Origin of the sequence: Streptomyces sp. NPDC091281, from assembly GCF_044757425.1 — a bacterium.
Lineage (GTDB): Bacteria > Actinomycetota > Actinomycetes > Streptomycetales > Streptomycetaceae > Streptomyces.
Window position 1 is genome coordinate 762,519 of sequence record NZ_JBIVUY010000002.1, and the last position, 24,603, is coordinate 787,121.

The 24,603-nt window shown below is 72.5% G+C and carries 23 protein-coding genes and 1 pseudogene; 12 read left to right on the forward strand and 12 right to left on the reverse strand.

The window, feature by feature from the left end:
- Positions 1 to 197: 197 nt before the first annotated feature.
- A pseudogene (locus ACIQPQ_RS07915) lies at positions 198 to 1,358 on the forward strand (sensor histidine kinase); the annotation flags it as partial.
- 34 nt (positions 1,359 to 1,392) lie between these two features.
- On the opposite strand, the gene ACIQPQ_RS07920 reads toward ACIQPQ_RS07915, so the two are convergent.
- From ACIQPQ_RS07920 to ACIQPQ_RS07935, 4 genes are all read right to left on the reverse strand, one after another.
- Positions 1,393 to 1,869 (reverse strand): MarR family winged helix-turn-helix transcriptional regulator, encoded by a 477-nt coding sequence (locus ACIQPQ_RS07920; protein WP_383779285.1) that lies wholly within the window; start codon positions 1,867 to 1,869, stop codon positions 1,393 to 1,395.
- Positions 1,870 to 1,961: 92 nt separating this feature from the next.
- Complete coding sequence (locus ACIQPQ_RS07925) at positions 1,962 to 2,855, reverse strand: AIM24 family protein (RefSeq protein WP_401301053.1); 894 nt, start codon at positions 2,853 to 2,855, stop codon at positions 1,962 to 1,964.
- On the reverse strand, positions 2,852 to 3,502 hold the full coding sequence (locus tag ACIQPQ_RS07930; RefSeq protein WP_401301056.1) for an AIM24 family protein: 651 nt from the start codon (positions 3,500 to 3,502) through the stop codon (positions 2,852 to 2,854). The genes ACIQPQ_RS07925 and ACIQPQ_RS07930 overlap by 4 nt, the downstream gene beginning before the upstream one ends.
- 1 nt (position 3,503) lies before the next feature.
- On the reverse strand, positions 3,504 to 4,136 hold the full coding sequence (locus ACIQPQ_RS07935; RefSeq protein ID WP_383779331.1) for an AIM24 family protein: 633 nt from the start codon (positions 4,134 to 4,136) through the stop codon (positions 3,504 to 3,506).
- Positions 4,137 to 4,353: 217 nt separating this feature from the next.
- On the opposite strand from ACIQPQ_RS07935, the gene ACIQPQ_RS07940 reads away from it, so the two are divergent.
- Complete coding sequence (locus ACIQPQ_RS07940; protein WP_383779291.1) at positions 4,354 to 4,701, forward strand: DUF3817 domain-containing protein; 348 nt, start codon at positions 4,354 to 4,356, stop codon at positions 4,699 to 4,701.
- The gene (locus ACIQPQ_RS07945; protein ID WP_401301059.1) at positions 4,698 to 5,000 is read left to right on the forward strand and encodes an MTH1187 family thiamine-binding protein; all 303 of its coding nucleotides are present in this window, start codon (positions 4,698 to 4,700) and stop codon (positions 4,998 to 5,000) included. The genes ACIQPQ_RS07940 and ACIQPQ_RS07945 overlap by 4 nt, the downstream gene beginning before the upstream one ends.
- A gap of 77 nt (positions 5,001 to 5,077) precedes the next feature.
- Here ACIQPQ_RS07945 and ACIQPQ_RS07950 read toward each other — a convergent pair whose 3' ends face one another.
- The 3 genes from ACIQPQ_RS07950 to ACIQPQ_RS07960 are packed head-to-tail and all read right to left on the reverse strand — an operon-like array spanning position 5,078 to position 7,163.
- Positions 5,078 to 5,731 (reverse strand): TetR/AcrR family transcriptional regulator, encoded by a 654-nt coding sequence (locus tag ACIQPQ_RS07950; protein WP_401301062.1) that lies wholly within the window; start codon positions 5,729 to 5,731, stop codon positions 5,078 to 5,080.
- Positions 5,728 to 6,408, reverse strand: a complete 681-nt coding sequence (locus tag ACIQPQ_RS07955; protein ID WP_401301065.1) for a DUF4166 domain-containing protein — start codon at positions 6,406 to 6,408, stop codon at positions 5,728 to 5,730. The genes ACIQPQ_RS07950 and ACIQPQ_RS07955 overlap by 4 nt, the downstream gene beginning before the upstream one ends.
- Positions 6,405 to 7,163, reverse strand: a complete 759-nt coding sequence (locus ACIQPQ_RS07960) for a hypothetical protein (protein ID WP_401301068.1) — start codon at positions 7,161 to 7,163, stop codon at positions 6,405 to 6,407. Before ACIQPQ_RS07960 ends, ACIQPQ_RS07955 begins: the two co-directional genes overlap by 4 nt.
- A 327-nt stretch (positions 7,164 to 7,490) precedes the next feature.
- On the opposite strand from ACIQPQ_RS07960, the gene ACIQPQ_RS07965 reads away from it, so the two are divergent.
- Positions 7,491 to 8,537: a matrixin family metalloprotease gene (locus ACIQPQ_RS07965; RefSeq protein WP_401301071.1), complete on the forward strand. Its 1,047-nt coding sequence runs from the start codon at positions 7,491 to 7,493 to the stop codon at positions 8,535 to 8,537.
- Positions 8,538 to 8,646: 109 nt separating this feature from the next.
- On the opposite strand, the gene ACIQPQ_RS07970 is transcribed toward ACIQPQ_RS07965, so the two are convergent.
- On the reverse strand, positions 8,647 to 9,633 hold the full coding sequence (locus ACIQPQ_RS07970; protein WP_401301074.1) for a DUF5937 family protein: 987 nt from the start codon (positions 9,631 to 9,633) through the stop codon (positions 8,647 to 8,649).
- Positions 9,634 to 9,738: 105 nt separating this feature from the next.
- Between ACIQPQ_RS07970 and ACIQPQ_RS07975 the strand changes: the two genes are divergently transcribed.
- From ACIQPQ_RS07975 to ACIQPQ_RS07990, 4 genes are all read left to right on the forward strand, one after another.
- Positions 9,739 to 11,085 (forward strand): MFS transporter, encoded by a 1,347-nt coding sequence (locus tag ACIQPQ_RS07975; RefSeq protein ID WP_401301077.1) that lies wholly within the window; start codon positions 9,739 to 9,741, stop codon positions 11,083 to 11,085.
- Positions 11,086 to 11,096: 11 nt separating this feature from the next.
- Positions 11,097 to 11,606, forward strand: coding sequence for a MarR family winged helix-turn-helix transcriptional regulator (locus ACIQPQ_RS07980; protein ID WP_383779304.1), 510 nt, complete (start codon positions 11,097 to 11,099; stop codon positions 11,604 to 11,606).
- A gap of 121 nt (positions 11,607 to 11,727) precedes the next feature.
- Positions 11,728 to 12,066: a DUF3817 domain-containing protein gene (locus ACIQPQ_RS07985; protein WP_401301081.1), complete on the forward strand. Its 339-nt coding sequence runs from the start codon at positions 11,728 to 11,730 to the stop codon at positions 12,064 to 12,066.
- A gap of 180 nt (positions 12,067 to 12,246) precedes the next feature.
- Positions 12,247 to 13,947, forward strand: a complete 1,701-nt coding sequence (locus ACIQPQ_RS07990; RefSeq protein WP_401301084.1) for a methylmalonyl-CoA mutase — start codon at positions 12,247 to 12,249, stop codon at positions 13,945 to 13,947.
- A gap of 140 nt (positions 13,948 to 14,087) precedes the next feature.
- Here the strand turns inward: ACIQPQ_RS07990 and ACIQPQ_RS07995 are convergent, their stop codons facing one another.
- Positions 14,088 to 14,702 (reverse strand): TetR/AcrR family transcriptional regulator, encoded by a 615-nt coding sequence (locus ACIQPQ_RS07995; RefSeq protein WP_401301087.1) that lies wholly within the window; start codon positions 14,700 to 14,702, stop codon positions 14,088 to 14,090.
- 247 nt (positions 14,703 to 14,949) lie between these two features.
- Between ACIQPQ_RS07995 and ACIQPQ_RS08000 the strand changes: the two genes are divergently transcribed.
- The 4 genes from ACIQPQ_RS08000 to ACIQPQ_RS08015 all read left to right on the forward strand — a co-directional run bounded on the left by ACIQPQ_RS08000 (position 14,950) and on the right by ACIQPQ_RS08015 (position 19,404).
- Complete coding sequence (locus tag ACIQPQ_RS08000) at positions 14,950 to 15,924, forward strand: tetratricopeptide repeat protein (RefSeq protein WP_383779309.1); 975 nt, start codon at positions 14,950 to 14,952, stop codon at positions 15,922 to 15,924.
- Positions 15,925 to 16,548: 624 nt separating this feature from the next.
- On the forward strand, positions 16,549 to 17,181 hold the full coding sequence (locus tag ACIQPQ_RS08005) for a DUF6230 family protein (RefSeq protein WP_383779311.1): 633 nt from the start codon (positions 16,549 to 16,551) through the stop codon (positions 17,179 to 17,181).
- Positions 17,182 to 17,312: 131 nt separating this feature from the next.
- Positions 17,313 to 17,927 carry a DUF6114 domain-containing protein gene (locus tag ACIQPQ_RS08010; protein WP_383779312.1) on the forward strand — a complete coding sequence of 205 codons (615 nt, stop codon included), beginning with the start codon at positions 17,313 to 17,315 and terminating at the stop codon, positions 17,925 to 17,927.
- Positions 17,917 to 19,404 carry a hypothetical protein gene (locus tag ACIQPQ_RS08015; RefSeq protein WP_401301092.1) on the forward strand — a complete coding sequence of 496 codons (1,488 nt, stop codon included), beginning with the start codon at positions 17,917 to 17,919 and terminating at the stop codon, positions 19,402 to 19,404. The genes ACIQPQ_RS08010 and ACIQPQ_RS08015 overlap by 11 nt, the downstream gene beginning before the upstream one ends.
- A gap of 139 nt (positions 19,405 to 19,543) precedes the next feature.
- Here the strand turns inward: ACIQPQ_RS08015 and pyk are convergent, their stop codons facing one another.
- The 3 genes from pyk to pta all read right to left on the reverse strand — a co-directional run bounded on the left by pyk (position 19,544) and on the right by pta (position 24,419).
- On the reverse strand, positions 19,544 to 20,974 hold the full coding sequence (pyk, locus tag ACIQPQ_RS08020) for a pyruvate kinase (protein WP_401301095.1): 1,431 nt from the start codon (positions 20,972 to 20,974) through the stop codon (positions 19,544 to 19,546).
- An 89-nt stretch (positions 20,975 to 21,063) separates the two neighbouring features.
- Positions 21,064 to 22,281 (reverse strand): acetate kinase, encoded by a 1,218-nt coding sequence (locus ACIQPQ_RS08025; RefSeq protein ID WP_401301098.1) that lies wholly within the window; start codon positions 22,279 to 22,281, stop codon positions 21,064 to 21,066.
- Positions 22,278 to 24,419: a phosphate acetyltransferase gene (pta, locus tag ACIQPQ_RS08030; RefSeq protein ID WP_401301101.1), complete on the reverse strand. Its 2,142-nt coding sequence runs from the start codon at positions 24,417 to 24,419 to the stop codon at positions 22,278 to 22,280. The genes ACIQPQ_RS08025 and pta overlap by 4 nt, the downstream gene beginning before the upstream one ends.
- Between the last annotated feature and the right edge of the window lie 184 nt (positions 24,420 to 24,603).

Here is a 24,603-nt window from a genome sequence, read left to right on the forward strand (position 1 = left end):
AGGGCGGCACGCTGGTCGCCGCCACCGAGCACCTGGAGCGGATCACCGGCACCGGCACGGCCGCCGTCCGGCCCGCGACGGCGTCCCCGGCCCCCACGTCACCCACGGCACCCACACCGATCCCCAGCGCCGCGCCGAGCCCGTCCGGCCCGCCGAGCCCCACCGGCGACGACGACGCGTCCGACGAGGCGGGCGACGACGACACCGACGACTCCTCGGACGGCTCCGACTCCTCGGACTCCTCGGACGACGACTCCGACTCCGGTGGGGGCGGCACGCTCCGGCCCGGTGAGATCGGTGAGGACACCGTGTTCCGGGACGGCTCGGCCACCGTCGACGGCGACACCGCCGACTACCGCTTCGCCGCCGTCGAGGTCGACACCGGCGACCGCGGCACGCTCACCGTCCACGCGGGCGCCCCCCTCGCCGCGGAGCGCTCCGCCGTCCGGACCGCGCTCACCGTGATGCTGATCGGCTTCCCGCTGCTGCTGGCCGTCGTCGCCGCCGTGACCTGGCTGGTCACCCGGCGGGCGCTGCGCCCGGTGGAGGGCATCCGGCGCGAGATGGCCGCGATCACCGCCTCCGCCGACCTGGCGCGGCGGGTGCCCGAGCCGGGGACCCACGACGAGGTGGCCCGCCTGGCGCGGACCACCAACGAGACGCTGGCCGCCCTCCAGAGCGCCGTGGAGCGCCAGCGCCGGTTCGTCGCCGACGCCTCCCACGAACTGCGCAGCCCCATCGCGTCGCTGCGCACCCAGTTGGAGGTGGGCGCCGCCCATCCCGACCTGCTGGACGTCCCCGGCGCGGTGGCGGACACCGTACGGCTCCAGCGGCTCGCCGCGGATCTGCTGCTGCTGGCCCGGCTGGACGCGGGGGAGCGCCCGGCGGACGGGCGGGTCGATCTGGCGGACCTGGTCCGGGAGACGGCGGCGGGCCGGGCGGGGGTGGCCGTCGATCCGGAGCCCGCGGGGCCGGTGGAGGTGGCCGGGTCGCGCGGGCAACTGGAGCGGGTGCTGGCGAACCTGCTGGACAACGCCGCCCGGCACGCCCGCTCGGCGGTCACGGTGTCCGTGCGCCGGGAGGCCGCGGGCGGGCGAGGAGACGGGGTCGGCGAGGCGGGTCCGGTCGCCGTGGTGGCGGTCGCGGACGACGGGGAGGGCGTCCCCGCGGCCGACCGGGAGCGGATCTTCGAACGGTTCGTCCGGCTCGACGCGGCCCGCAGCCGCGACGACGGCGGCGCCGGGCTGGGCCTCGCCATCGCCCGCGACGTGGCCGTCCGGCACGGCGGCACGCTCACGGCCGGGCAGACGCCGGTAGGCGGAGCCCTGTTCGAACTCCGCCTGCCGGTCGCGCCGTAGGGGTGTGCCCGAGGGCCCCCTGGGGTGGGGCCCGTCAGGGGCGGCCCCGCTGCTCGCGGAGGTGGTCCGCGATGGGGATGAGGGACTTGTCGAGTTCCGCGAGGGCCTCGGGGGAGAGCAGGTCGATGAAGTGGCGCCGGACGGACGCCACATGGTGCGGGGCGACCTTCCGCATCGTCTCCATGCCGTGCTCGGTGAGGACCGCGTACAGACCGCGGCGGTCCGACTCGCAGTTCTCCCGGCGCACCAGGTCGGCGCCCTCCATGCGGGTGATCTGGTGCGAGAGGCGACTCTTGGACTGGAGGGTGGCGGACGCGAGGTCGCTCATCCGCATCCGCACGTCCTCCGACTCGGAGAGGTTCACCAGGATCTCGTAGTCGTTCATGGTCAGTCCGAACGGCTGGAGGTCCTTCTCCAGTTGGTACGTCAACAGCCTGTTGACCTCCAGGTGGGTGCGCCAGGCGCACTGCTCCGCATCGGTCAGCCAGCGCGTGGCCGTCTCAGTCTCCATATGTGAAGTCTACCTAAAATGTTGAAATGCGAACTAGTGAGGGTCGTGTGACAGTGCGCACGCGTTCGACGTCACACTCCGCAGACTACCGCTCACAGCCCGAAGCGACGCTGGAGGTCTCCCAGCTGTCCGGGAAGGCGCGGTGCCCCGCTCTGCCCTCCGTGGCCCGCGGGAACGCCCCCTCCGGGCACCCCCGGCTCATGCGGAACGACCCCCGCCGCCTGCTCCGCCATGAGCGCCTCGGAGGACTGGAGCAGTACCGTGCCCGCCCCCACGAACTCGAACTGGTGCTCCTCCCCGGACGCCCCGCCCAGGCCCGTCAGCGCACGTAGACCGCCCATCACGCCCGTCATGTAGCCGTGGTCGTAGTGGTGGCACGGGGACGGGCAGTCGGCCCAGCCGACGAGCGCCTGCGGATCGACGCGGATCGGCGGCTCCATGAAGACCACCGGGCCGTTCGAGGCCGCGACGAACTTTCCGGTTCCGATCAGGGTCAGGAATCCGGGAACGATGGACTGCTTCAGCGCGAGACTTGGCTGAAAAGCGAGCAAGTTGCCGGAGCGAATGGTCAGGTTGCCCTCGTCCAGGTCATAGGAATTCACGTCGAAGGCCCGGTCGGCGAGGAGCATCTTGCCCGAGCCCTCCGCCACGACCCAGTCGCTCGCGTGCAGTGGCGAATGGAACGAAGTGCGCACCAGGCGGTCCAGACGGCCGTGTCCGACGCCGTTGAACTCGATCGACCCGTAGTAGGCGATCATCTTCCCCTTCTGGAGGAACCACTGGCTCCCCTTCAGTTCCACGGAGAAGGTGTACGCGTTCACGTTGTCGTCGACCGGGAGGGTCGCCGGGTCGAGGACGGTGGGCCCGCCGGGGGGTCCGTAGCCGCCGCCGGGGCCGCCCGGTGCGGGCGGGTAGCCGGGCTGACCGGGATAGCCGGGCCGGCCGGGGTTGCCCGGGTAGCCGGGGTTGCCGGGATAGGTGCTCACAGCTTCTCCTCCGACGCCTGGACGTAGACCGCGCCGTTGCCGCTCAGCTCCAGCTGGAACGCCTCGCCCGAGCCGCGGCCCACCATGTCCCGCCAGCCGAGGGCGGTGGAGAGCTTGTTGCGGACGTCGCCGTGGTGGGCGACGTAGGCCTGGGGGTCCACGTGGACCGGGCGCTGGGGGGTGATGGGGACCTGGAAGACGCCCCCGTGGGCCATCACGGCGACCGAGCCGTGGCCCTTGAGGGTGGTGGTGAACAGGCCCTGGCCGCTGATCTGGCCGCGGACCATGCCCATGACGCCGCCCTGCGAGCCCATGAACATGGTGCCCTGCTCGAGGGTGCCCTCGAAGGCGAGCAGCCGGTCCGCCTCCACGAACAGGGTGTCGCCGGTGAGGTTGATGACCTGGACGTGGTGGCCGCCGTGCCCGAACAGGACGGTGCCGCTGCCCTCGACGGACATCAGGGGCGTGTCCTCGTTGGCCAGGCGGCGGCCGATCATGGACATCACCCCGCCCTGCCCGCCCTGCATGTTGGGCGTGAAGGACACCTCGCCCTTGTACGCGAGCATCGCGCCGCGCTGACTGAACAGCCGCTGGCCGGGCAGCACGGTCGCCTCGACCATCTTGGAGTTGATCTCCCGGAAGGGCATGTCACACGTCTCCCGCGATCGTGTTGCGCTCGCTGGGCTGGACGTACACCAGGCCGTCGCCCTCGAAGCGGATCTGGAAGGCCTCGCCGCCGCCCTCGCCCAGGAAGGTGCGGAAGGTCACACCGGACTGGAAGGACTGCCGGACGTTGCCCTGGTGCGCCACATAGGCGCCGGGGTCGACCGTCAGCGGGTACTGCGGGCTGACCCGGAGCACGATCGCCGGACCGTCGGAGGTGATCGCGGCCTGGCCGTGCCCCTCGACGGTCGTGGTGAACAGCCCGTTGCCCTGGGTCGCGCCGCGCAGGCCGGTGAAGGTCGTGCCGGTGCGCAGGCCCGCGTCCGTCGCCAGCAGGTTGCTGGACTCGACGTACAGCTTGTCGCCCTGGAGGCTCACGAGATTGATCTCGGACGCCCGGTCGGCGAACCAGCAGGTCCCCTGCCCCTTCACCTCCATCACCGTCATCTGCTCGCCGGTGAGCCGCCGGGTCACCATCCCCCGCAGGCCCTCGCCGCCGCCGCTCATCTTCTTGAAGGCCATCTGACCGTCGTACGCGACCATGGAGCCGTTCTTGGCCTTCACGGCGTCCCCGGTCATGTCGACGGCCAGCACCTTGCTGCCTTGGAGTCGAAACATCGCCACGCTGCGAAAGGTAGCCCCCGCGGGGCCTCCACCGACAGGTCCCGGGGGTGGAGATCGTCCCTGAGTGTCCCCTTAGGGGACCCCGGCGGCACGGTGACCGGGAGGCCCGGACCCCGTTCCTTGCCCGTTCTTGACGTTTGCCACAATGGCGGAACGCTTGTGCGCGCGTTCACAAAAGATCAGTGGCGCGCCTTCCCACCGAAGGGGACCCGTGGACCTCAAGACAGCCTCCGCCCTCCGCCGCCTCCGCCTGGTGTCCGGCCCGGAGGCCATCTCGTTCCTGCTGCTGCTCGTCTGCTCCGTGCTCAAGCGCACCACGGAGTTCAACGCGGTCCCGGTGATGGGCATGGTGCACGGCGTGCTGTTCGTGCTCTACCTGCTGTTCTGGCTGGACGCCTGGGTGCGCGCCAAGTGGTCGCTGCCGATCGCCGCCCTCTACCTGGTCCTGTCCGTCCTGCCGACCGGCGGCTTCTTCGCCGACCGCAGGCTGCGCCGCGAGGCCGAGGACGCGGTCATCGCCTCCCGCGCCCGCCACCAGGGCGTGGTGGAGGCGTCGTGATCATCGCCTTCTCCGTCACCCCGCTCGGCGTCGGCGAGGAGGTCGGCGAGTACGTCGCCGACGCCGTGCGCGTGGTCCGCGCGTCCGGCCTGCCGAACCGCACCGACGCCATGTTCACCACCGTCGAGGGCGAGTGGGACGAGGTCATGGACGTCGTCCGCCGCGCCGTCGCCGCCGTCGAGGCGCGCGCCCCGCGCGTCTCCTTCATCCTCAAGGCCGACATCCGCCCCGGCGTCACCGACGGCCTCACCTCCAAGATCGAGACCGTCGAACGGCACCTGGCGACTCCGGAGGCGTGAGCGGCCCCTGAGCCGTCGCCGGGGCGTACGGCGTCCCCGGGGCGCCGCGCCTCGGTGACTGCCGGCCCCCCGGCCTCTCAGCGGCGGCCCGAAGCGCGCCGCAGATACTGCCGTACCGCCCGCTGGGCCACCGGGCCCAGTTCCTCCAGGGCGCCCACCAGCAGGCCGAGTTGCTCCAGCGCCTCCAGGGCGGCCGTGGCGCCCGCCGCGTCGACGCCCTCGTACAGCTCGATGCCCACGAAGGACGCGGCGACCGCGCGCGCGAGGCCCGGCGGGTCGGCGAACTCGCCGAACGGGGTGTCCGCGAGGACCCGTTCGAGGACCCGCTCGATCTCCGTGATCCACAGGTCGAGGCCCGCCGCGGTGGCCGGTCCGAGCGTCGCGTGGGTCTGCGCGCCCGCCAGCAGCTGCCCGAGGCGCGCCACATGACCGGCCGCCCGTTCCTGCTCGTGGATCTCCCGTCCCAGGGCGAGCAGCTCGGAGAGCGAGGCGACGGCCGCGAAGCGGTCCCGGTAGCGCGACACCGAGGACTCCGCGCCGTACCGGCAGGCCGCGGCGAGGAGTTCGTCGACCGAGCCGAAGTGGTAGAAGACCAGCGCCTGGTTGACCCCGGCCGCCGCCGCGACCGTCCGGGCCGAGGTCCGGGCGATGCCCTGCTCGGTGAGGGTGCGCAGGGCGCCCTCCAGCAGCCGCGCCTTGGTCTCCGCCGACTTGGCGGTCTCCGGGCTCACGCGCGCGCCTCCTCGCGCACCGGCCGCAGCCCCGCGCGCACGCCCTGGGACCGCACGTCGGCGTACGTCACCGTGAAGGACCCCTCGTAGCCGAAGAGCGGGCCGAAGCGGCGGTTCACCACATCCACCCGGACACGGAAGCGGCCCGTCCGGTCGTCGTAGGACTCCCGCACCTGAGCGGTCGCCCCGATCAGGTCGGGCACGCGCGCGTCGATCACGCCCTCCCGGAAACGGTGCTCGCCGGAGCGGATCAGCAGCGAGCCGTCGGGCTCGGCCCGGAAGTGGAGGTCGGTGGCGAGGTGCTGATGGGTGCCCAGGTAGTCGAGGACACGGTCGCCGCGGGGGCCGAGCACCATCTGGGCGTCGAACCGGGCGGGCCGTCCGGGCAGGTCGAAGGTACGCACGAAGCTCACCGTCTCACGGCCGAAGCCGTCCGCGTACGGCACGTTCTCGATCACGAACGGCACCCGGCGGCCCGTGCGCGGCACGAGGATGTTCCGCGTCGCGCCGAGGGCGAGGAACGGCTTCACGAACGCCCCGCCGTGCCAGATCCGGTCCATGACGCCCCGCCCGGTGCACGCCTCCCCGCTCGCCAGGCCCACCGAGAAGCGGCGCCGCAGCGCCGGGTGCAGCCGCTCGAAGTCGGCGCCCATCGCGGTACGGAAGATCGAGGTCATCGCGGGCTCTCCAGGGTGCCGAGGAGCCGGGGCGCGCGGACGCGGCCCGGCGGGGTGCGCAGACAGCGGCGGGCCGCCGGCGTGTGCGCCCGCGGCGGCGCGAACAGCGCCCCGCACACCGCGACGCTCAGCAGCAGCGGACAGGCGTACGCCATCGACGCGGCGAACGGGCCGAGCAGGAGCAGCGCCGACTCCAGGCCGAGCCCCGTGCAGGCGACGGCGATCACGAGCGCGCGCACGGTCAGCTCCAGCAGCCAGTTGCGCAGCGCGCGTTCCGGAGTGACGCCCCGCTCCAGCCAGAGCCGCAGCCGGTCGAACGACCAGGCCGTGGCCCAGCCCATCAGCGGGCGCAGCACCAGCCGGTCGGTGAGCGCGCCGAAGGCGCCCCAGCGGGGCCGGTAGTCGTAGCCGGTGAGGAACCGCACGCCGTCCCCGTCGCCGTCGGGGACGTAACGCCAGTAGCCGCTGCCCTCGGCGAGCAGGGAGAGGGGGTGCGGGGAGGAGAAGCGCAGCGCGGAGGTGCGGGTGCCGTCGGGGCGTTCCCGCTCGCCCGCCGAGACGCCGGTCCCCGCGACGGTCAGGAACGGCAGCACGCGCGTGGCGTACCGGAACCGCTGCGGGTCGCCCTCCGCGCGCGGGAGGTGGGCTATCTCGGTGAACCGCAGGTCCCAGCGCTGGTGGTGGGCCGGGTCCTGGGTGCGGTGCCACAGCTCGTCCAGGTCGGCGCGGATCCGTGCCTCGATGTAGAGCCCCATGTGTGTCCCCCCTGGGTACACGCTTGTTTGAGCGATCGCTCAAACTCTGTGACCGGGACGGTACACCTGTTTGAGCGGTCGCTCAAACAGGTGAGGTGGGGAGGGGATTACCGGTCGCCCGGTATGGCTAACCTCTCCCGGGGCCGGGAACAGACGCCGGTCCGGAACACGTCCGGGCGAGGACCGTCCGGGGACGGACGGCGGTCGGGCGACCGGTCGGACGGGCAGTCAGACGGAGGCGAAGTGGCAGGGCGGCGCGGGCCGGTACCGGCGGGCGGGACAGGACGGACGGCGCGGACGGCCCGTCCGGGGCGGACGGGCCGGGGGGTGTGGTGGGTCCGGGGCGCGGTGGCGGTGTCGGTCGCCGCGACGTCGTCGGCCCTCGCCCTGGCGTGGCTGCCGCCCGAGGACGCGGGACCTGTCCACCCGGCACCCCGCCCGATGTCACCCGTCCGGGCGATCCCGGCCGGCGCGTGCGGCCTGCCGCCGACCGACCCGCTGACCCCGTCGGACCTGCCGGACGGTGCCTCCGCGGTGGACTGCGCGGCCGTGGGACGCCTCGTCGTCCACGAGGGGGCCGGTCTCACGGTCCCCGCCCCCGGCGAGCGGGCCACCGTCGACGCCCTCACCGTGAACGGCTCCCGGCACGGCTTCACCGTGGCGGTGGCGGCCGACGGAACGGTCTCCTACGCCTTCGAGGAGCCAGGCGACGCGGCACACTCCCACGGCTCCGCCCACGCGGCACCCGCGTCCCCCGCCGGGGCGGCCCGCGCCGCGTGCGCCGACGGCGCCTACGCCACCGCCGGGCACAAGGAGTACGGCACGTACGAGTGGTTCCTCGGGGACGGCCCGCTGCCCGGGAACCTCTCCGCCGACGAGGTCCGCCGCGCCTTCGAGGACGCCATCGGCACCATCACCGCGAGCCGCAACGACTGCGGCCTCGGCGACACCGTCGGCGCGCGGGCCCGCTATCTCTCCCGCACCGGCAGCGAGGCCGACATCGACCGCGAGGCCCGCTGCATGGCGCGGGACGGGGTGAGCGTCTGGGACGCGGGGGACCTGGTGCCCGGAGTGGTGGCCACCACCTGCTCCTGGAGCCGGGCCGCGGAGGGCGGCGGCCCCGACGAACTGCGCGAGGCCGACGTCCGCTTCAACATCCGCGACCACGCCTTCACCGACCGCCCCGGCGAGCGCTGCGACAAGGAGTACGACCTGCGGAGCGTGGCCACCCACGAGGCCGGCCACGTCTTCGGCCTGGCCCACGTCGGCGCGGGCCACGAGACCCAGACGATGTACACCAACTCCTTCACCTGCTCCACCACCGCCCGCACCCTCGGCAAGGGAGACGTCCTGGGCCTGCGGGACCTGTACTGACCCCGAAGGGGCGCGGGGAACCGCGCGCCGAGCCCCCACCCACCCGCACCCGGCGAACTCCCCGCACCCCCACCCCGACCCCGCCTGCCCGCACATCCGCGAAGCCCCCTCACGCACCGCCCCCCGCGACCAACGCCATCCCCAGCGGCGTCCGCTCGTACAGCACCTGATGGCCGTACCGCCGCCCCACCACCAGTCCCGCCTCCCGCAGCACCGTCAGATGCTCCGACACGGACGACGCGGCCAGCCCCAACCGCGCGGCCAGCACGGTCGTACCGACGGGCTCGTCCACCCCGCCCAGGACCGCCGCCCGCCCCCGCCCCAGGAGCCGTACGAGCGACGCGGCGGAGCCCTCCGCGGGGTCGGCCCACAGTCCCGCGATGCCGCGGGCCGGATAGACCAGCGTCGGCTGCCAGGGCGGCTCGAAGCCGCTGACGAGGTCCGGCCAGACGAAGACGCTCGGCATGAGCACCAGCCCCTGCCCGCCCAGGTGCCGTTCGTGCTCGGCCTGCCCGTCGATGGTGAGCGTCCCGGACCGCCAGCCGCAGCGCCGGTCGATCTCGGGCAGCAGTCCGCCGAGCCCGACCTCGGCGAGCCGCCGGGAGTGGAAGGCGACGTCGGCGTCGAGGAGGGCGCGCAGCCGGGGCCAGTCCGGTGCGAGCAGGGCGTGCCAGACGGTTTCGAGGGTGTCGGCCAGTTCTTCGATCATGCGGGCGGGGTCGGCGAGCCAGGCCCGTGCCGTCGGCGTCTCCAGCGCGCCCGGGGTGTCCGCGAGGGAGCGGGCCGAGTCGGCGCGGCCGGCGTCGGGGTCGGCGGACCGTACGGCGGCGATCTCCTCCTCGAACCCGGCGGCGGTACCGACCGCGGGCGGGAACAGCCAGTCGGGGGTGTGGCCGCGGCGGGGCATGAGCAGCCACAGCCCCGACAGGTCGAGCGTGTCCGCGACCGCCCGTGCCCGCCGCAGCCAGGGCCCGTGGTAGCCCTGCCGGTGGGGCCGGGCGAGCGTCCGGACGATCTCCTGGGTCTCCCACAGCGCCGACACCGCGAACCGGCAGCGCAGGAGGTCCTCCTGCCCGAAGTGCAGCAGCGACGGCATCCCACGCCCCTCTCCCGAGCCCTGACACCCGGATCTCCCGAGCCGAACATTCGGCCCTGCCCGAAACTCTAGGCCGCCCGCCGCCCACCCCGCACGCTGCTCCTCATGTCAGCCCCGCCCCCACCACCGGCCCCGACCGGTTCCACCGCGTCCACCCCCTCCGCCGCTCCCACCCCGCCCCGCACCGGCTACGCGGCCGTCTTCGCCGTGCGCGAGTTCCGCGCGGTGTTCGCCGCGCACGTGCTGTCGATGCTCGGCCTGGTCGTCGCCGAGATCTCCCTCTCCGTGCTGGTCTACGACCTGACCGGCTCCCCGCTGCTGAGCGCCCTCACCCTCGCGCTGGGTTTCCTGCCGTACGTCGTCGGCGGCACCCTGCTCTCCGGTGTCGCGGACCGCTTCCCGGCCCGCCGGGTGCTGGTGGTCTGCGACCTGGTCTGCGCGGCCTGCGTGGTGCCGATGGCGGCGCCGGGCGCGCCGATCGCGGTGCTGCTGGTCCTGCGCTGCTGCCTCGCCGCCGTCGCGCCGGTCTTCTCCGGCACCCGGATGGCCACCCTCGCGGACATCCTCGGCGACGGGGACCTCTTCGTCCTCGGCCGCTCCCTGCTGCGGATCACCGCGCAGAGCGGCCTCCTCGTCGGCTACGGCCTCGGCGGACTGCTCCTCACGGCCGCCTCGCCCCGCCAGGCCCTGCTGATCACCGTCGGCACCTTCCTCGCCTCGGCGGCGTTCCTGCGCGTCGGCACCCGCCGCCGCCCGGCCCGCGCCCGTACCGGCGGCGCCCTGGTCGCCGACTCGCTGCGCGGTGCCCGGCACGTCCTGGCCGACCGCCGGGTGCGGGTCCTGCTGCTCCTCTTCTGGCTGCCGCCCACCTTCGCCGTGGCCCCCGAGGCGCTGGCGGCGCCGTACGCCGACGGACTGGGCGCCGGATCGGCCGGTCTGGGCCTGCTGATGTGCGCGCTGCCCGTCGGGACGCTGGCGGGCGAGGTGTTCGCGGGGGCCCGGCTGCGCCCGGCGGTCCGGGAACGGATCGCGCTGCCGCTGGTCTGCCTGACCCTGCTGCCGTACCTCGGCTACGCCCTGCGGCCCGGCCTCGTCGTGTCCGTGCTGCTGCTCGTGGTCTCCGGCGCGGGAGCGGCGTACACCCTGGGCGTGGACCAGTGGTTCGTGCGGGCGGTGCCGGAGGAGCTGCGCGGGCGGGCGATGACGCTGCTCTCGGCCGGGCTGATGACCTTCCAGGGCGTCGGCATGGCGCTGGCGGGGGTCGCGGCGGAGGTCGCGGGCGTCCCGGCGGCCGTCGCGGGCGCGGGCGTCCTCGGTACGGCGGTGTGCGTGCTGCTCGCGTGGGAGGCGCGCCGCGCCGGGGCGGGCGCCGACGGACCGCGGAAGGGCGCGCGGCGGGCCCGGGGGACCGAGGAACGAGACGGTGCTGACCGCGATATGACCGCCGGGTAGGGTCTGGTGCCGTGCCCAAGCCGCTCAGCCTCCCCTTCGACCCCATCGCCCGCGCCGACGAACTCTGGAAGCGACGCTGGGGCAGCGTGCCCTCCATGGCCGCGATCACCTCGATCATGCGCGCCCACCAGATCCTCCTCGCCGAGGTGGACGCGGTGGTCAAGCCGTACGGTCTGACGTTCGCGCGCTACGAGGCGCTTGTGCTGCTCACCTTCTCCAAGGAGGGCGAGCTGACCATGTCGAAGATCGGCGAGCGGCTGATGGTGCACCCGACGTCCGTGACGAACACCGTGGACCGCCTGGTGAAGTCCGGTCTCGTCGCCCGCCGCCCCAACCCCAACGACGGCCGCGGCACCCTCGCCGTCATCACCGACAAGGGCCGCGAGGTGGTCGAGGCGGCCACCCGCGACCTGATGGCGATGGACTTCGGGCTGGGCGCGTACGACGCGGAGGAGTGCGCGGAGATCTTCGCGATGCTCCGGCCGCTGCGGGTCTCGGCCCAGGACTTCGACGAGAGCTGAGCCCACCCGCAGGGGCCCGCGCGGACCCCTCGCGAGGGGCGCCGCGAGAGATGCCCCGACGGGTGCCCCGAGGGGTGCCCCGGGGCAAGATCGCCCGGAACGCCTGGATACGCTCGACGCCATGAAACGAAGCGTGCTGACCCGCTACCGCGTCATGGCCTACGTCACCGGTGTGCTGCTGGTGCTGCTGTGCCTGTGCATGATCGGCAAATACGTGCTGGACCTGGACGGGGCCGCGGACGTCACGCGTGTCGTCTCCATCGCGCACGGCTGGCTCTACGTCGTCTACCTCGTCTTCGCCTTCGACCTGGGCTCCAAGGCGAAGTGGCCGGTACGGAAGCAGCTGTGGGTGCTGCTCGCCGGGACCGTGCCGACGGCCGCGTTCTTCGTCGAGCGGAACATCACGCGCGAACTGGACGCCAAGGCCACCGACGCATCCCCGGTCACGGCCAAGGCGTAAGCCGGACACGGCGAAGGCCCGAGGCGGAAACGGCGAAGGCCCGAGGCGGAAACGGCCCGGCGCCCGCCGCTCCCGGCCCGGCGCCCGGACCTGCGGCGATCGGCCGCCCGCCGCCGTACGGAAACCCGTACGGCGGTCTGCCATCGACATTTACTAGGACGTCCTAGTAAATTCGGTGGCATGGACGCTGACGCCATCGAGGAGGGCCGCCGACGCTGGCAGGCCCGGTACGACGCCGCGCGCACCCGCGAGGCCGACTTCACCACGCTCTCCGGTGACCCCGTGGAGCCGGTCTACGGGCCACGCCCCGGGGACACCTACGAGGGCTTCGAGCGGATCGGCTGGCCCGGCGAGTACCCGTACACGCGCGGGCTGCACCCGACCGGGTACCGGGGCCGGACCTGGACCATCCGCCAGTTCGCCGGGTTCGGCAACGCGGAGCAGACCAACGAGCGCTACAAGATGATCCTCGCCAACGGCGGCGGCGGACTCTCGGTGGCCTTCGACATGCCGACCCTCATGGGCCGCGACTCCGACGACCCGCGCGCGCTCGGCGAGGTCGGCCACTGCGGGGTCGCCATCGACTCGGCGGCCGACATGGAGGTCCTCTTCAAGGACATCCCGCTCGGCGACGTGACCACCTCCATGACGATCAGCGGGCCCGCCGTGCCCGTGTTCTGCATGTACCTGGTGGCCGCCGAACGCCAGGGCGTCGACCCGGGCGTCCTCAACGGCACGCTCCAGACCGACATCTTCAAGGAGTACATCGCCCAGAAGGAGTGGCTCTTCCAGCCCGAGCCCCATCTCCGCCTGATCGGCGACCTGATGGAGTACTGCGCGACCGGCATCCCCGCCTACAAGCCGCTCTCCGTCTCCGGCTACCACATCCGGGAGGCCGGGGCGACGGCCGCGCAGGAGCTGGCGTACACCCTCGCGGACGGCTTCGGGTACGTCGAACTCGGCCTCTCCCGCGGCCTGGACGTCGACGTGTTCGCCCCCGGCCTCTCCTTCTTCTTCGACGCGCACCTCGACTTCTTCGAGGAGATCGCCAAGTTCCGTGCCGCGCGCCGCATCTGGGCGCGCTGGATGCGCGAGGTCTACGGCGCGCGGACCGACAAGGCGCAGTGGCTGCGGTTCCACACGCAGACCGCCGGGGTCTCCCTGACCGCGCAGCAGCCGTACAACAACGTGGTGCGTACGGCCGTGGAGGCGCTCGCCGCGGTCCTCGGCGGCACCAACTCGCTGCACACCAACGCCCTCGACGAGACCCTCGCCCTGCCGAGCGAGCAGGCCGCCGAGATCGCGCTGCGCACCCAGCAGGTGCTCATGGAGGAGACCGGCGTCGCCAACGTCGCCGACCCGCTGGGCGGCGCCTGGTACGTCGAGCAGCTCACCGACCGCATCGAGGCCGACGCCGAGAAGATCTTCGAGCAGATCAAGGAACGCGGCCTGCGGGCGCACCCCGACGGCCGCCACCCCATCGGCCCGATCACCTCCGGCATCCTGCGCGGCATCGAGGACGGCTGGTTCACCGGCGAGATCGCCGAGTCGGCGTTCCGCTACCAACAGGCCCTGGAGAAGGGCGAGAAGCGCGTCGTCGGCGTCAACGCCCACACCGGCTCGGTCACCGGCGACCTGGAGATCCTGCGGGTCAGCCACGAGGTCGAACGCGAACAGGTCCGCGCCCTGACCGCCCGCCGCACCCACCGCGACGAGGCGGCCGTACAGGCCGGACTCACCGCCATGCTCACCGCCGCCCGCGACGGCGGCAACATGATCGCCCCCATGCTCGACGCCGTCCGCGCCGAGGCCACCCTCGGCGAGATCTGCGGAGTCCTGAGGGAGGAGTGGGGCATCTACGTGGAGCCCGCGGGCTTCTAGAACCCCCTCAAACGCCGGATCTTTTCAGCCCGTCCGGCGTTTGAGGACGAGGCCCTCTAAGGGCCGAAGCGGGGGTCTGGGGGCGGCAGCCCCCAGGTTCGGGACGGGAAGGGGCGGCGGGGGCGAACCACCCCCGGGGCTCAAGCCCCCGCCAACCCCAGCACGAGCAGCCGCGTGAACTCCCCCACCCACCGCTCGTCCGCAGGCTCCGCACTGACCAACGTCCGATGCACCACAGCCCCCGCCACCACATCGAACACAAGATCCACCTTCCGAGCCGCCTCCGCGGCATCGACATCCGGCGGAATCTCCCCCCGCTCCCGCGCCCGAGCCCGCCCCTCCGTCACCAGATCCTTCTGCGGATCGACCACCGCCGCCCGGATGCGCTCCCGCAACGCGTCGTCCCGCGTCGACTCCGCCACCACCGCCATCAGCCCGCTGCGCGCCTCCGGCCGGGCGAGGATCGCGGCGAACTGGAGCACCACGCCCTCGATGTCGGCGGCCAGACTGCCCCGGTCGGGCAGCTCCAGCTCGTGGAACAGCTCCGCCACCGCGTCGAGCACCAGCTCGTTCTTGCCCGCCCAGCGCCGGTAGAGCGTCGTCTTCGCCACCCCGGCCCGCGTGGCGACGTCCCCGAGCGTCAGCTTCGACCAGCCGAGGTCCACCAGCGCCTCCCGCGTCGCGGCCAGGATGGCGGCGTCGGCGGCGGCGCTCCGGGGGCGACCTTTCCGGCAAAGGGGGCTGCGGCTCTGCATGCCCCGACCATAACCGCGCTCCCGCGGAGTGCCGCCCGCCCTGTCGCCGTGAGGCAGATCACCCGGGGCCGCCCCCGGCACGGCACTCGGTGCCATTACGCTACGACTCGTAGCGAAAGCCCGTGACGGACGTACACGGGTGGTGCGCGACGGACGCGGGGTGGGGACCCGGGCGTCCACCGGCACCTTCGGGTGCTCATTTCGGAACGCTTTTCACGCACGCGTGCGGACGGGGGAGGATAGACGCATGCAGCCACGGAACATGTCCATGAGCGGGGTCGTCGACCTCGCCGCGGTGAAGGCGGCCCAGGAGGCCAAGGCGAAGGCGGAGCAGGCGCGCGCCGAATCCGCCCGGACGGGCGGGACGGGGGCCGTGTCGCCCGCCGACCTCGTCATCGACGTCGACGAGGCGGGCTTCGAGCGGGACGTCCTCCAGCGCTCCGCCGAGGTGCCCGTCGTCATCGACTTCTGGGCCGAGTGGTGCCAGCCCTGCAAGCAGCTCAGCCCGGTCCTGGAGCGGCTCGCCGTCGAGTACGCGGGCCGCTTCCTGCTCGCCAAGATCGACGTCGACGCCAACCAGATGCTGATGCAGCAGTTCGGTGTGCAGGGCATCCCGGCCGTGTTCGCCGTCGTCGCCGGGCAGGCCCTGCCGCTCTTCCAGGGGGCCGCGGGCGAGGCCCAGATCCGCCAGACCCTCGACCAGCTGGTGCAGGTCGCCGAGCAGCGCTTCGGCCTGACCGGTCTGACCGTCGACCCGGACGCCGACCCGGGCGAGCGTGTGGAGGCCGAGCCCGAGCCGGCCGGTCCGCACGACGCCCTGCTGGAGGCCGCCGTACAGGCCCTGGACGCCGGGGACTTCGGCGGTGCCGTCCGCGCCTACCAGAACGTGCTGGCCGACGATCCGGGCAACACCGAGGCCGCGCTCGGTCTCGCGCAGGCCGAACTGCTGCACCGGGTGGGCGACATGGACCCGCAGCAGGTGCGCAAGGCAGCCGCGGACAACCCGGCCGACGCGCAGGCGCAGATCGCCGCCGCCGACCTCGACCTGGTCGGCGGACACGTGGAGGACGCCTTCGGGCGGCTCGTCGACACCGTACGCCGCACGGCCGGGGACGACCGGGACGCCGTACGGCTGCGGCTGCTGGAGCTGTTCGAGGTGGTCGGCCCGGACGACCCCCGCGTGAGCGCCGCGCGGCGGGCCCTGGCACGCGCGCTGTTCTGACCCTGACGGGGGCTCAGTGCCCCTGAAACCGGGGTGGCTGGTCTGTCTCCTTGGTTCCCCTGCGGCCGCGCTTTACCAAATCTTGGTAATCGCGGCCGCTGTTACTTGAAGTAAGTCGAGGCCGGGTTTCTGTCGGGTTCTGTCCGTCGATCCATAGTTTTGTTCTGGGCATGATTGCCACCCAGCGTCGCCGGTCGAGACCGCCCGGTCGTCGCGCGGTTATCCGGCCGTTACTAGCGAGTAACGAACCCCCTTGTGCGGGCGGCGAGAATGCACCACGATCGGCCACGCTCGGTCCATTCCCGTACCCCGGCAGCCGGTTGGGTCAACGGGTTTTCCTGGGTCCCCACCGAGCAGGGCCGGCGCCCGTGGCGCCATCCCTTGGACAGGGGGGTCTTCGTCACGACGAAGCCTGTCCAGCAAGGTTGTGCGTGATGCGTGTCAGGCGCGACCAGTGGTTGTCGCTCGGGGGTGATCGCCGGTGATCCGGACGCGGGTACGCGCCTGGACGCAACGGGCGCTCTCCTTCCCGAGGACGTAGCACTTCTCCCATCCCTGCCCGGCTGAGCCGCCGTACCGGAGGCGAGTCAGGGCCAGGAGATGTACGTCCGAGAAGGAGGAAATATGGAGTCCCAGGTGCGTGGCGGGACCAGATGGAAGCGGTTCGCTGTGGTCATGGTGCCCAGCGTCGCCGCCACGGCGTGCATAGGCGTCGCCCTCGCACAGGGTGCGCTCGCCGCGTCGTTCAGCGTGTCGGGCCAGTCGTTCAAGGTCACCGCGGACAAGCTCGTCGGTACGGGCTTCTCGCAGTACGGCGCGATCGACTCGGGCTACACGCTCGACGGCAAGAAGACGGCGCACCCGGTCGCGGTCTCGGCGTTCAAGAACGCCTCGATCACGAACATGTGCCAGTCCGTGGTCACCCCGAACATCCCGCTGCTCGGCTCGGTCAGCCTCACGCTGAAGGCGGGCGGCGGCGGTACCCCGGTCGAGGCCGAGAACCTGTTCATCGACGTCGAGGAACTCGGCGCCGATGCCACGTTCAAGAACATCGACATCGGTGTGGCCGCCAAGGACCTCAACAAGGGTCCCGGCGTCAAGAGCGGCGACACCGCGAACCCGTTCGGGTTCGCCCAGCAGGCCGAGTCGGCCACGCTGACCGACGTGAAGCAGACGGCGTGGGCCACCACCGCCGGAACCTTCAAGCTCAGCGGTCTGAAGATGTCGCTGTCGACGGGCGTCAAGGAGTGCTACTAAGCACCCTCTGACGGGCGGGGGAGCCGGTGGCGCCCCCGCCCGTCCAGTCCGCCCGCTTCGCCGAAGCGCCGGGCCCCTGCCCGGAGTACCACTCACCACCACAGCAACGCCGCACCAGGGAGCTGTTTTCCATGAGCGCCGAGACCTCTGCCGCCCCCGGCCAGTTCGAACGCCGCAGGCAGCAGTTCCGCGCCTGGCGGGGCACAAGGCCGTTCTGGGCAGGCCTGTTCGTCCTCATCAGCGGTTTTCCCATCGCGTACTTCCCCTACGCGAACCTCCAGATCGGCCACCTGACGCTGGCGATGGCGACGACCGCCGGCGCCGGCTCCCTCATCATCGGGGTGCTGCTGGGCGTGCTCGGGATCAGCCTCTGGTTCCAGCGGCACATCCGCGTCTTCGCGGGTGTCGCGGCGATCCTGCTCGGTCTGGTCTCCATCCCGGTGTCGAACCTCGGCGGCTTCCTCATCGGCTTCTTCTTCGCCCTGATCGGCGGAGCGATGGCGATCTCCTGGGCCCCGGGCGAGCCGCCCGCGTCCGGGACGGTGCCGGGTCCCCGCCTCGACACGGGGGACACGCCCACGGCGGCGCCCTACCCGCAGGGCGACGCCCCCGAGGCCGCGCCCACCGAGAACCCGTACCGCACGGGCCCGGCCCTCACCAAGGACGCCGACGGCGCCGCCGAGCCGAACGATCTGTCAGGAACGAGCCCGGCCAACGGGGCGAACGGGAGGCACAGTGCCGGCTGACGAGGTGACCACCGGGAGCGGTGTGGACGCTGCCCGCGTGAGAACCGGGCCCCGCCACGCGGCACCGAAGAAGCCGCTGTTCACCAGGCTCCACATGCCGGCCGGCAAGGCGATAGCCCTGGCGGCCATGCCCACCGCCGTCCTCATGGGCATGGGATTCACGCCTACCCTCGCCAACGCCGAGGACCAGCCGAAGTCGAAGAGCCTCACGATCGACGAGTACAAGGACTGCCTGGACGCCCTCAAGGACGCCGAGCAGACCGACAAGGCCGACGACAAGGCCACCGAGGACGACAAGAAGGACGACAAGGACGAGAGCGCCGAGCCCTCCGCCTCGCCGTCGCCGTCCAACTCCTCGGACCCGGACGACGACTCCGGCGACGGCGCCTCCGACGGCGGCGACGGCGCGGGCGGGGCGACGGGCTCCTCCGGCGGCGGTTCCGGTTCCTCCGGTGGCGACGCGTCGGCCGGATCGGGTTCCACGGGCACGTCGGGTTCGGGTTCGTCGGATTCAGGTTCCGACGACACCGCCCCCGCGCCGTCCGCGCAGGAGCCCTCCGCCGGTGACCCGGCCCCCGCGCCCGCGCCGTCCGCCGAGGACAAGAACCTGCTGGAGACGATCGGCGACGCGATCACCGATCTGTTCGACGGCAAGGACGACGCCGACAAGGACACCGGCACCGGCGCACCGGCCGGACAGCCGTCCGCGTCGCCCTCCCCGTCCGCGTCCGCCGACGCCGGTTCCGGCAAGGACGACGCCGGGAAGGAGACGTCGGACAAGGACACCCCGGACAAGGCGGCCTCCGGCAAGGAGACGTCGGGCAAGGGGACCGCCGCCGAGGACGAGAAGGCCGACTCCACCGACCAGGCCGGGACGTCCGCCGAGGACGACAAGGCCGCGGCCGACGGCGACGACACGGCCGACGAAGGCGCCGAGGACGACCCCTCCGCCTCCGCCTCCCCGAGCCCGAGCCCGTCGGCGAGCGCCTCCACCGACGTGAACGACTGCCCGGTCGCCACCGAGGACGAGAGCGGCGTCGACAACAAGCTGCCGCTCGCGGACGACCCGTGGTACCTCAACGCCAGCTCGCTGCTGCTCAAGGGCGCCGACTACCAGGGCGTCGTCGAGGTGAAGACGGCCAACGGCACCAAGAAGAAGGTGCTCAAGTACGTCATCTCCGACGGCACCGACATCGGCGACCTGCACCAGACCGTCGACGACAAGCAGGAGGGCGTGACCTACCACGTCCAGGCCGGCTCGGGCACGACGTCGACCATCCGCAACGGCGACACGATCATGTACACCCAGAGCATCTCGGGAAACCTGTTCGGGCTGATCCCGGTCACCTTCGACCCGGAGCACCCGCCGCCCCTCAACATCCCGCTGATCTACTTCACCAAGGTGAAGGTGGTGCAGGCCGCGCAGTTCGGCGGCGACCTCCACATACCGGGGATGCGCGTCTACAACACCAAGTAGCCGACGACCGCGCACCCCGTCGGACCCGTTCGGGAGCCGCACAACCACCGAGGGCGCCCCCTGTCACAGGGAGCGCCCTCGGTGTCGTACGTGCCCTCGGCGGGGTCGGGGCCGCCGGGGGACGTCGGTGTCGCAGCGGTCAGTCGGTGCCGCCGTTGCCCAGGTGGTGCACCCGGACCATGTTGGTGGTGCCGGGGACGCCGGGGGGCGAACCGGCCGTGATGATGACGACCTCGCCCGGCGTGAAGCGGTTGAGCTTGAGGATCTCCTGGTCGACCAGGTCGACCATCTCGTCGGTGCTGTTCACGAACGGCACGACGTGCGACTCGACGCCCCAGCTCAGCGCGAGCTGGTTGCGGGTGTTCTCGTCGGTGGTGAACGCGATGATCGGCTGGGCCGCGCGGTAGCGGGACAGACGGCGCGCGGTGTCGCCGGACTGCGTGAACGCCACCAGGCCCCGGCCGCCGAGGAAGTCGGCGATCTCGCACGCGGCGCGGGCGATCGAACCGCCCTGCGTGCGCGGCTTCTTGCCCGGCACCAGCGGCTGGAGGCCCTTGGAGAGCAGCTCCTGCTCGGCCGCGGCGACGATCTTCGACATCGTCTTCACGGTCTCGATCGGGTACGCGCCCACGCTCGACTCGGCGGACAGCATGACCGCGTCGGCGCCGTCCAGGATCGCGTTGGCCACGTCGGAGGCCTCGGCGCGCGTCGGCCGCGAGTTGGTGATCATCGACTCCATCATCTGGGTCGCGACGATCACCGGCTTGGCGTTGCGGCGGCACAGCTCCACCAGGCGCTTCTGCACCATGGGGACCTTCTCCAGCGGATACTCGACGGCCAGGTCACCGCGGGCGACCATCACGCCGTCGAACGCCATCACGACGTCCTCCATGTTCTCCACCGCCTGCGGCTTCTCCACCTTGGCGATGACGGGGACCCGGCGGCCCTCCTCGTCCATCACGCGGTGGACGTCGGCCACGTCCTTGGCGTCCCGGACGAAGGAGAGCGCGACCAGGTCGGCGCCCATGCGCAGCGCGAACCGCAGGTCCTCGACGTCCTTCCCGGACAGCGCGGGCACGTTGACCGCGGCGCCGGGCAGGTTGATGCCCTTGTGGTCGGAGATGACACCGCCCTCGATGACGATCGTCCGCACCCGCGGGCCCTCGACGTCCAGGACCTTCAGCTCGACGTTGCCGTCGTTGATGAGGATCTGGTCGCCGCGCGAGACGTCGCCGGGCAGCCCCTTGTAGGTGGTGCCGCAGATCGTCTTGTCGCCGGGCACGTCCTCGGCGGTGATGGTGAACTCGTCACCGCGCACCAGCTCGACGGGGCCCTCGGCGAAGGTCTCCAGCCGGATCTTGGGGCCCTGGAGGTCGGCGAGCACGCCGATGGCGTTGCCGGTCTCCTTGGCGGCGGCCCGGACCCGGTCGTACCGGCCCTGGTGTTCGGCGTGCGAGCCGTGGCTGAAGTTGAAGCGGGCCACGTTCATGCCGGCCTCGATCAGCGACACGAGCTGCTCGTGGGAGTCGACCGCGGGGCCGAGAGTACAGACGATTTTCGAACGGCGCATGGGGCGATCCTATCGGTTTGTTTCGCTCCGGAATATTCCGTCTGGCGGAAGATACAAATGGGCGGGAACGCGCTCAGTTGCTTTCCTGCTCAGTTTGTCTTTCTCACCAATGCGTAGGTCTGCGTGGCGATCTCCAGTTCCTCGTCCGTCGGGACCACGGCCACCGCCACCCGCGCGCCCGCGGGCGAGATCAGCCGCGCCCCGTCACCCCGTACGGCGTTCAGGTCCGCGTCCACCGCGAGGCCCAGGCTCTCCAGCCCCGCGACGGCCGCCGCGCGCACCGGTGCCGCGTTCTCCCCGACCCCGGCCGTGAACGCCACCGCGTCCACCCGGCCGAGCACCGCGTAATAGGCGCCGATGTACTTCTTGAGGCGGTGAATGTAGATGTCGAAGGCCAGCTTCGCCCGCTCGTCGCCCTCGTCGACGCGCCGCCGGATCTCCCGCATGTCGTTGTCGCCGCACAGGCCGATCAGCCCGCTCCTCTTGTTGAGGAGAGTGTCGATTTCGTCGATGGACATTCCGCCAACGCGCGCCAAATGAAAGATGACGGCCGGATCGAGGTCTCCGGACCGGGTCCCCATGACCAGTCCCTCCAGCGGCGTCAGCCCCATCGAGGTGTCCACGCACCGCCCGCCGCGCACCGCCGAGGCCGACGCCCCGTTGCCCAGGTGCAGCACGATGACGTTCACCTCCTCCGGCGCCCGCCCCAGCAGCCGCGCCGTCGCCCGCGAGACGTACGCGTGCGAGGTGCCGTGGAAGCCGTAGCGGCGCACCCGGTGCGCGTCGGCGACGGCGGTGTCCAGGGCGTAGCGGGCCGCCGCCTCCGGCATCGTCGTGTGGAACGCGGTGTCGAAGACGGCGACCTGCGGCAGGTCCGGGCGCAGCGCCCGCGCGGTGCGGATGCCGGTGAGGTTGGCCGGGTTGTGCAGCGGGGCCACCGGGATCAGCCGCTCGATCTCGGCGAGGACGGCGTCGTCGATCACCGTCGGCTCGGTGAAGCGCTGCCCGCCGTGCACCACCCGGTGCCCGATGGCGGCCAGTTCGGGGGAGTCGAGGCCGAGTCCGTCCCGGCCGAGTTCGTCGGCGACGGCCTTCAGCGCGGCCTCGTGGTCGGGGATGGGGCCGGTGCGCTCGCGGGACGCGGCGGAGGCCCCCGCGCGCAGGGGCGTGTGCTTGAGCCGGGAGCTCTCCTCGCCGATGCGCTCGACGAGGCCCTGCGCGAGCCTGCCGCCGTCGCCCATGTCGAGCAGCTGGTACTTCAGCGACGAGGAGCCGGAGTTGAGGACGAGGACGCGGGTGCCGGTCACGGGGCGGAAGCCTTCTGCTCGGAGGTCGGGGCCGGTTCGGGGGCCGGGGCCGGATCGGTCCGGGCCCGGTCGAGGGTCTGGGCCTGGATCGCGGTGATGGCGACGGTGGTGACGATGTCCTGGACGAGGGCGCCGCGGGACAGGTCGTTGACCGGCTTGCGCAGGCCCTGGAGGACCGGGCCGACCGCGATCGCGCCCGCCGAACGCTGCACGGCCTTGTACGTGTTGTTGCCGGTGTTGAGGTCGGGGAAGATCAACACGCTGGCTTGGCCCGCCACTTCGGAGCCGGGCAGCTTGGTCGCCGCGACCGTCGGCTCCACGGCCGCGTCGTACTGGATCGGCCCCTCGATCCGCAGGTCGGGCCGCCGGGCCCGCACCAGTTCGGTCGCCTCGCGCACCTTGTCGACGTCGGCGCCCGAGCCGGAGGTGCCGGTGGAGTACGACAGCATCGCGATCCGCGGCGCCACCCCGAACTGGGCGGCGGTGGCCGCCGACTGGATGGCGATGTCCGCCAACTGCTCCGCGTCCGGGTCGGGGTTGACCGCGCAGTCGCCGTAGACGAGGACCTTGTCGGCGAGGCACATGAAGAACACCGAGGAGACGATCGACGCGTCCGGCTTGGTCTTGATGATCTCGAACGCGGGCCGGATCGTCGCCGCCGTGGAGTGCACGGACCCCGACACCATGCCGTCGGCCAGGCCCTCCTGGACCATCAGCGTGCCGAAGTAGTTGACGTCCGCGACGACGTCGTGGGCGAGTTCGACGGTGACACCCCGGTGGGCGCGCAGGGCGGCGTACTTCTCGGCGAAGGAGTCCCGCAGCTCGCTGGTGGCCGGGTCGATCAGCTGGACGTCGCCGAGGTCGATGCCGAGGTCGGCGGCCTTCTTGCGGATCGCGTCGACCGGGCCGAGCAGGGTCAGGTCGCACACCCCGCGCCGCAGCAGCACCTCCGCCGCGTGCAGCACCCGCTCCTCGGTGCCCTCGGGCAGGACGACGCGGCGCCGGTCGGAGCGGGCCGTCTCCAGCAGGGTGTGCTCGAACATCATCGGTGTGACCCGGTCGCTGCTCGGCGCGGAGACCCGGCCCAGCAGCGCGGTGGTGTCGACGTGCCGCTCGAAGAGGCCGAGGGCGGTCTCCGCCTTGCGCGGGGTGGCCGCGTTGAGCTTGCCCTCCAGCGAGAACAGCTGCTCGGCGGTGGGGAAGCTGTTGCCCTCGACCGACAGCACCGGGGTGCCCGGCGCGAGGCGGGCGGCGAGCTTGAGCACCTCCGCGCTCGGCACCTCGCCCAGGGTGAGCAGGACGCCCGCGATCGGCGGGGTGCCCGCGCTGTGCGCGGCGAGCGAGCCGACGACCAGGTCCGCGCGGTCGCCCGGCGTCACGACGAGCGCCCCGGGGGTCAGGGCGTGCAGGAAGTTCGGCAGCATCGCGCCGCCGAACACGAAACCGAGGGCGTCGCGGGCGAGGCCCGAGTCGTCGCCGAGCAGGACCTTCGCGCCGAGCGCGTGGCTGACCTGCGCGACCGTCGGCGCGGCGAGCGCCGGGTCGTCGGGCAGGACGTAGCAGGGCACCGGCAGGCGGGACTCCAGCCGGGCGGCGATGGCGTCGCGGTCCTCGGGGGCGACCCGGTTGGTGACCATGGCGAGGACGTCGCAGCCGAGGCCGTCGTAGGCGCGGAAGGCGTTGCGGGTCTCGGCGCGCACCGACTCGGCGGTCTGGCCCCGGCCGCCGACCACCGGGATCACCGACGCGCCGAACTCGTTCGCCAGCCGGGCGTTGAGGGCCAGTTCGTCCGGGAACTGGGTGTCGGCGTAGTCGGTGCCGAGGACGAGGACGACGTCGTAGGCGCGGGCGACGCGGTGGAAGCGGTCGACGAGGGTGGAGACCAGTTCGTCGGTGCCCCGCTCGGCCTGGAGCGTGGACGCCTCGTGGTAGTCGAGGCCGTAGACGGTCGACGGGTCCTGCGCCAGCCGGTAGCGGGCCCGCAGCAGCTCGAAGAGCCGGTCGGGGCCGTCGTGGACGAGGGGGCGGAACACCCCGACCCGGTCCACCTGCCGGGTGAGGAGTTCCATGACCCCCAGTTCCACCACTTGGCGGCCGTCGCCGCGGTCGATCCCGGTCACGTACACGCTGCGCGTCACGCGTGCTCTCCGTCCTGCTGTCGTGCCTGTCGTCGTGCTGCTCTGGTGCCGGCTGCCGTGCCCGCCGCCGGGTCGGTCGCCGTGCCCGCCGCCGTGCCCGCCGTCGGGTCGGCCGTCGCACGGGCGGCCGTGCTCGTTCCCGCTGGTCCGTCCGGGGGCGGGTGCCGCCGTCCGGCCCACAAAA

Excerpts from the sequence above, each read along its gene's own strand:
- ACIQPQ_RS07970 (WP_401301074.1), bottom strand. The coding sequence starts at position 9,633 with ATGCCGTCGCTGCTGCACTTCGGGCAGGAGGACCTCCTGCGCTGCCGG.
- ACIQPQ_RS07995 (WP_401301087.1), bottom strand. The coding sequence starts at position 14,702 with ATGCAGAGCCGCAGCCCCCTTTGCCGGAAAGGTCGCCCCCGGAGCGCC.
- ACIQPQ_RS07930 (WP_401301056.1), bottom strand. The coding sequence starts at position 3,502 with ATGCCCTTCCGGGAGATCAACTCCAAGATGGTCGAGGCGACCGTGCTG.
- ACIQPQ_RS08000 (WP_383779309.1), top strand. The coding sequence starts at position 14,950 with ATGCAGCCACGGAACATGTCCATGAGCGGGGTCGTCGACCTCGCCGCG.
- ACIQPQ_RS07920 (WP_383779285.1), bottom strand. The coding sequence starts at position 1,869 with ATGGAGACTGAGACGGCCACGCGCTGGCTGACCGATGCGGAGCAGTGC.
- ACIQPQ_RS07985 (WP_401301081.1), top strand. The coding sequence starts at position 11,728 with ATGAAACGAAGCGTGCTGACCCGCTACCGCGTCATGGCCTACGTCACC.
- ACIQPQ_RS08005 (WP_383779311.1), top strand. The coding sequence starts at position 16,549 with ATGGAGTCCCAGGTGCGTGGCGGGACCAGATGGAAGCGGTTCGCTGTG.
- ACIQPQ_RS08010 (WP_383779312.1), top strand. The coding sequence starts at position 17,313 with ATGAGCGCCGAGACCTCTGCCGCCCCCGGCCAGTTCGAACGCCGCAGG.
- ACIQPQ_RS07960 (WP_401301068.1), bottom strand. The coding sequence starts at position 7,163 with ATGGGGCTCTACATCGAGGCACGGATCCGCGCCGACCTGGACGAGCTG.
- ACIQPQ_RS07975 (WP_401301077.1), top strand. The coding sequence starts at position 9,739 with ATGTCAGCCCCGCCCCCACCACCGGCCCCGACCGGTTCCACCGCGTCC.
- ACIQPQ_RS07935 (WP_383779331.1), bottom strand. The coding sequence starts at position 4,136 with ATGTTTCGACTCCAAGGCAGCAAGGTGCTGGCCGTCGACATGACCGGG.
- ACIQPQ_RS07955 (WP_401301065.1), bottom strand. The coding sequence starts at position 6,408 with ATGACCTCGATCTTCCGTACCGCGATGGGCGCCGACTTCGAGCGGCTG.
- ACIQPQ_RS07990 (WP_401301084.1), top strand. The coding sequence starts at position 12,247 with ATGGACGCTGACGCCATCGAGGAGGGCCGCCGACGCTGGCAGGCCCGG.
- pyk (WP_401301095.1), bottom strand. The coding sequence starts at position 20,974 with ATGCGCCGTTCGAAAATCGTCTGTACTCTCGGCCCCGCGGTCGACTCC.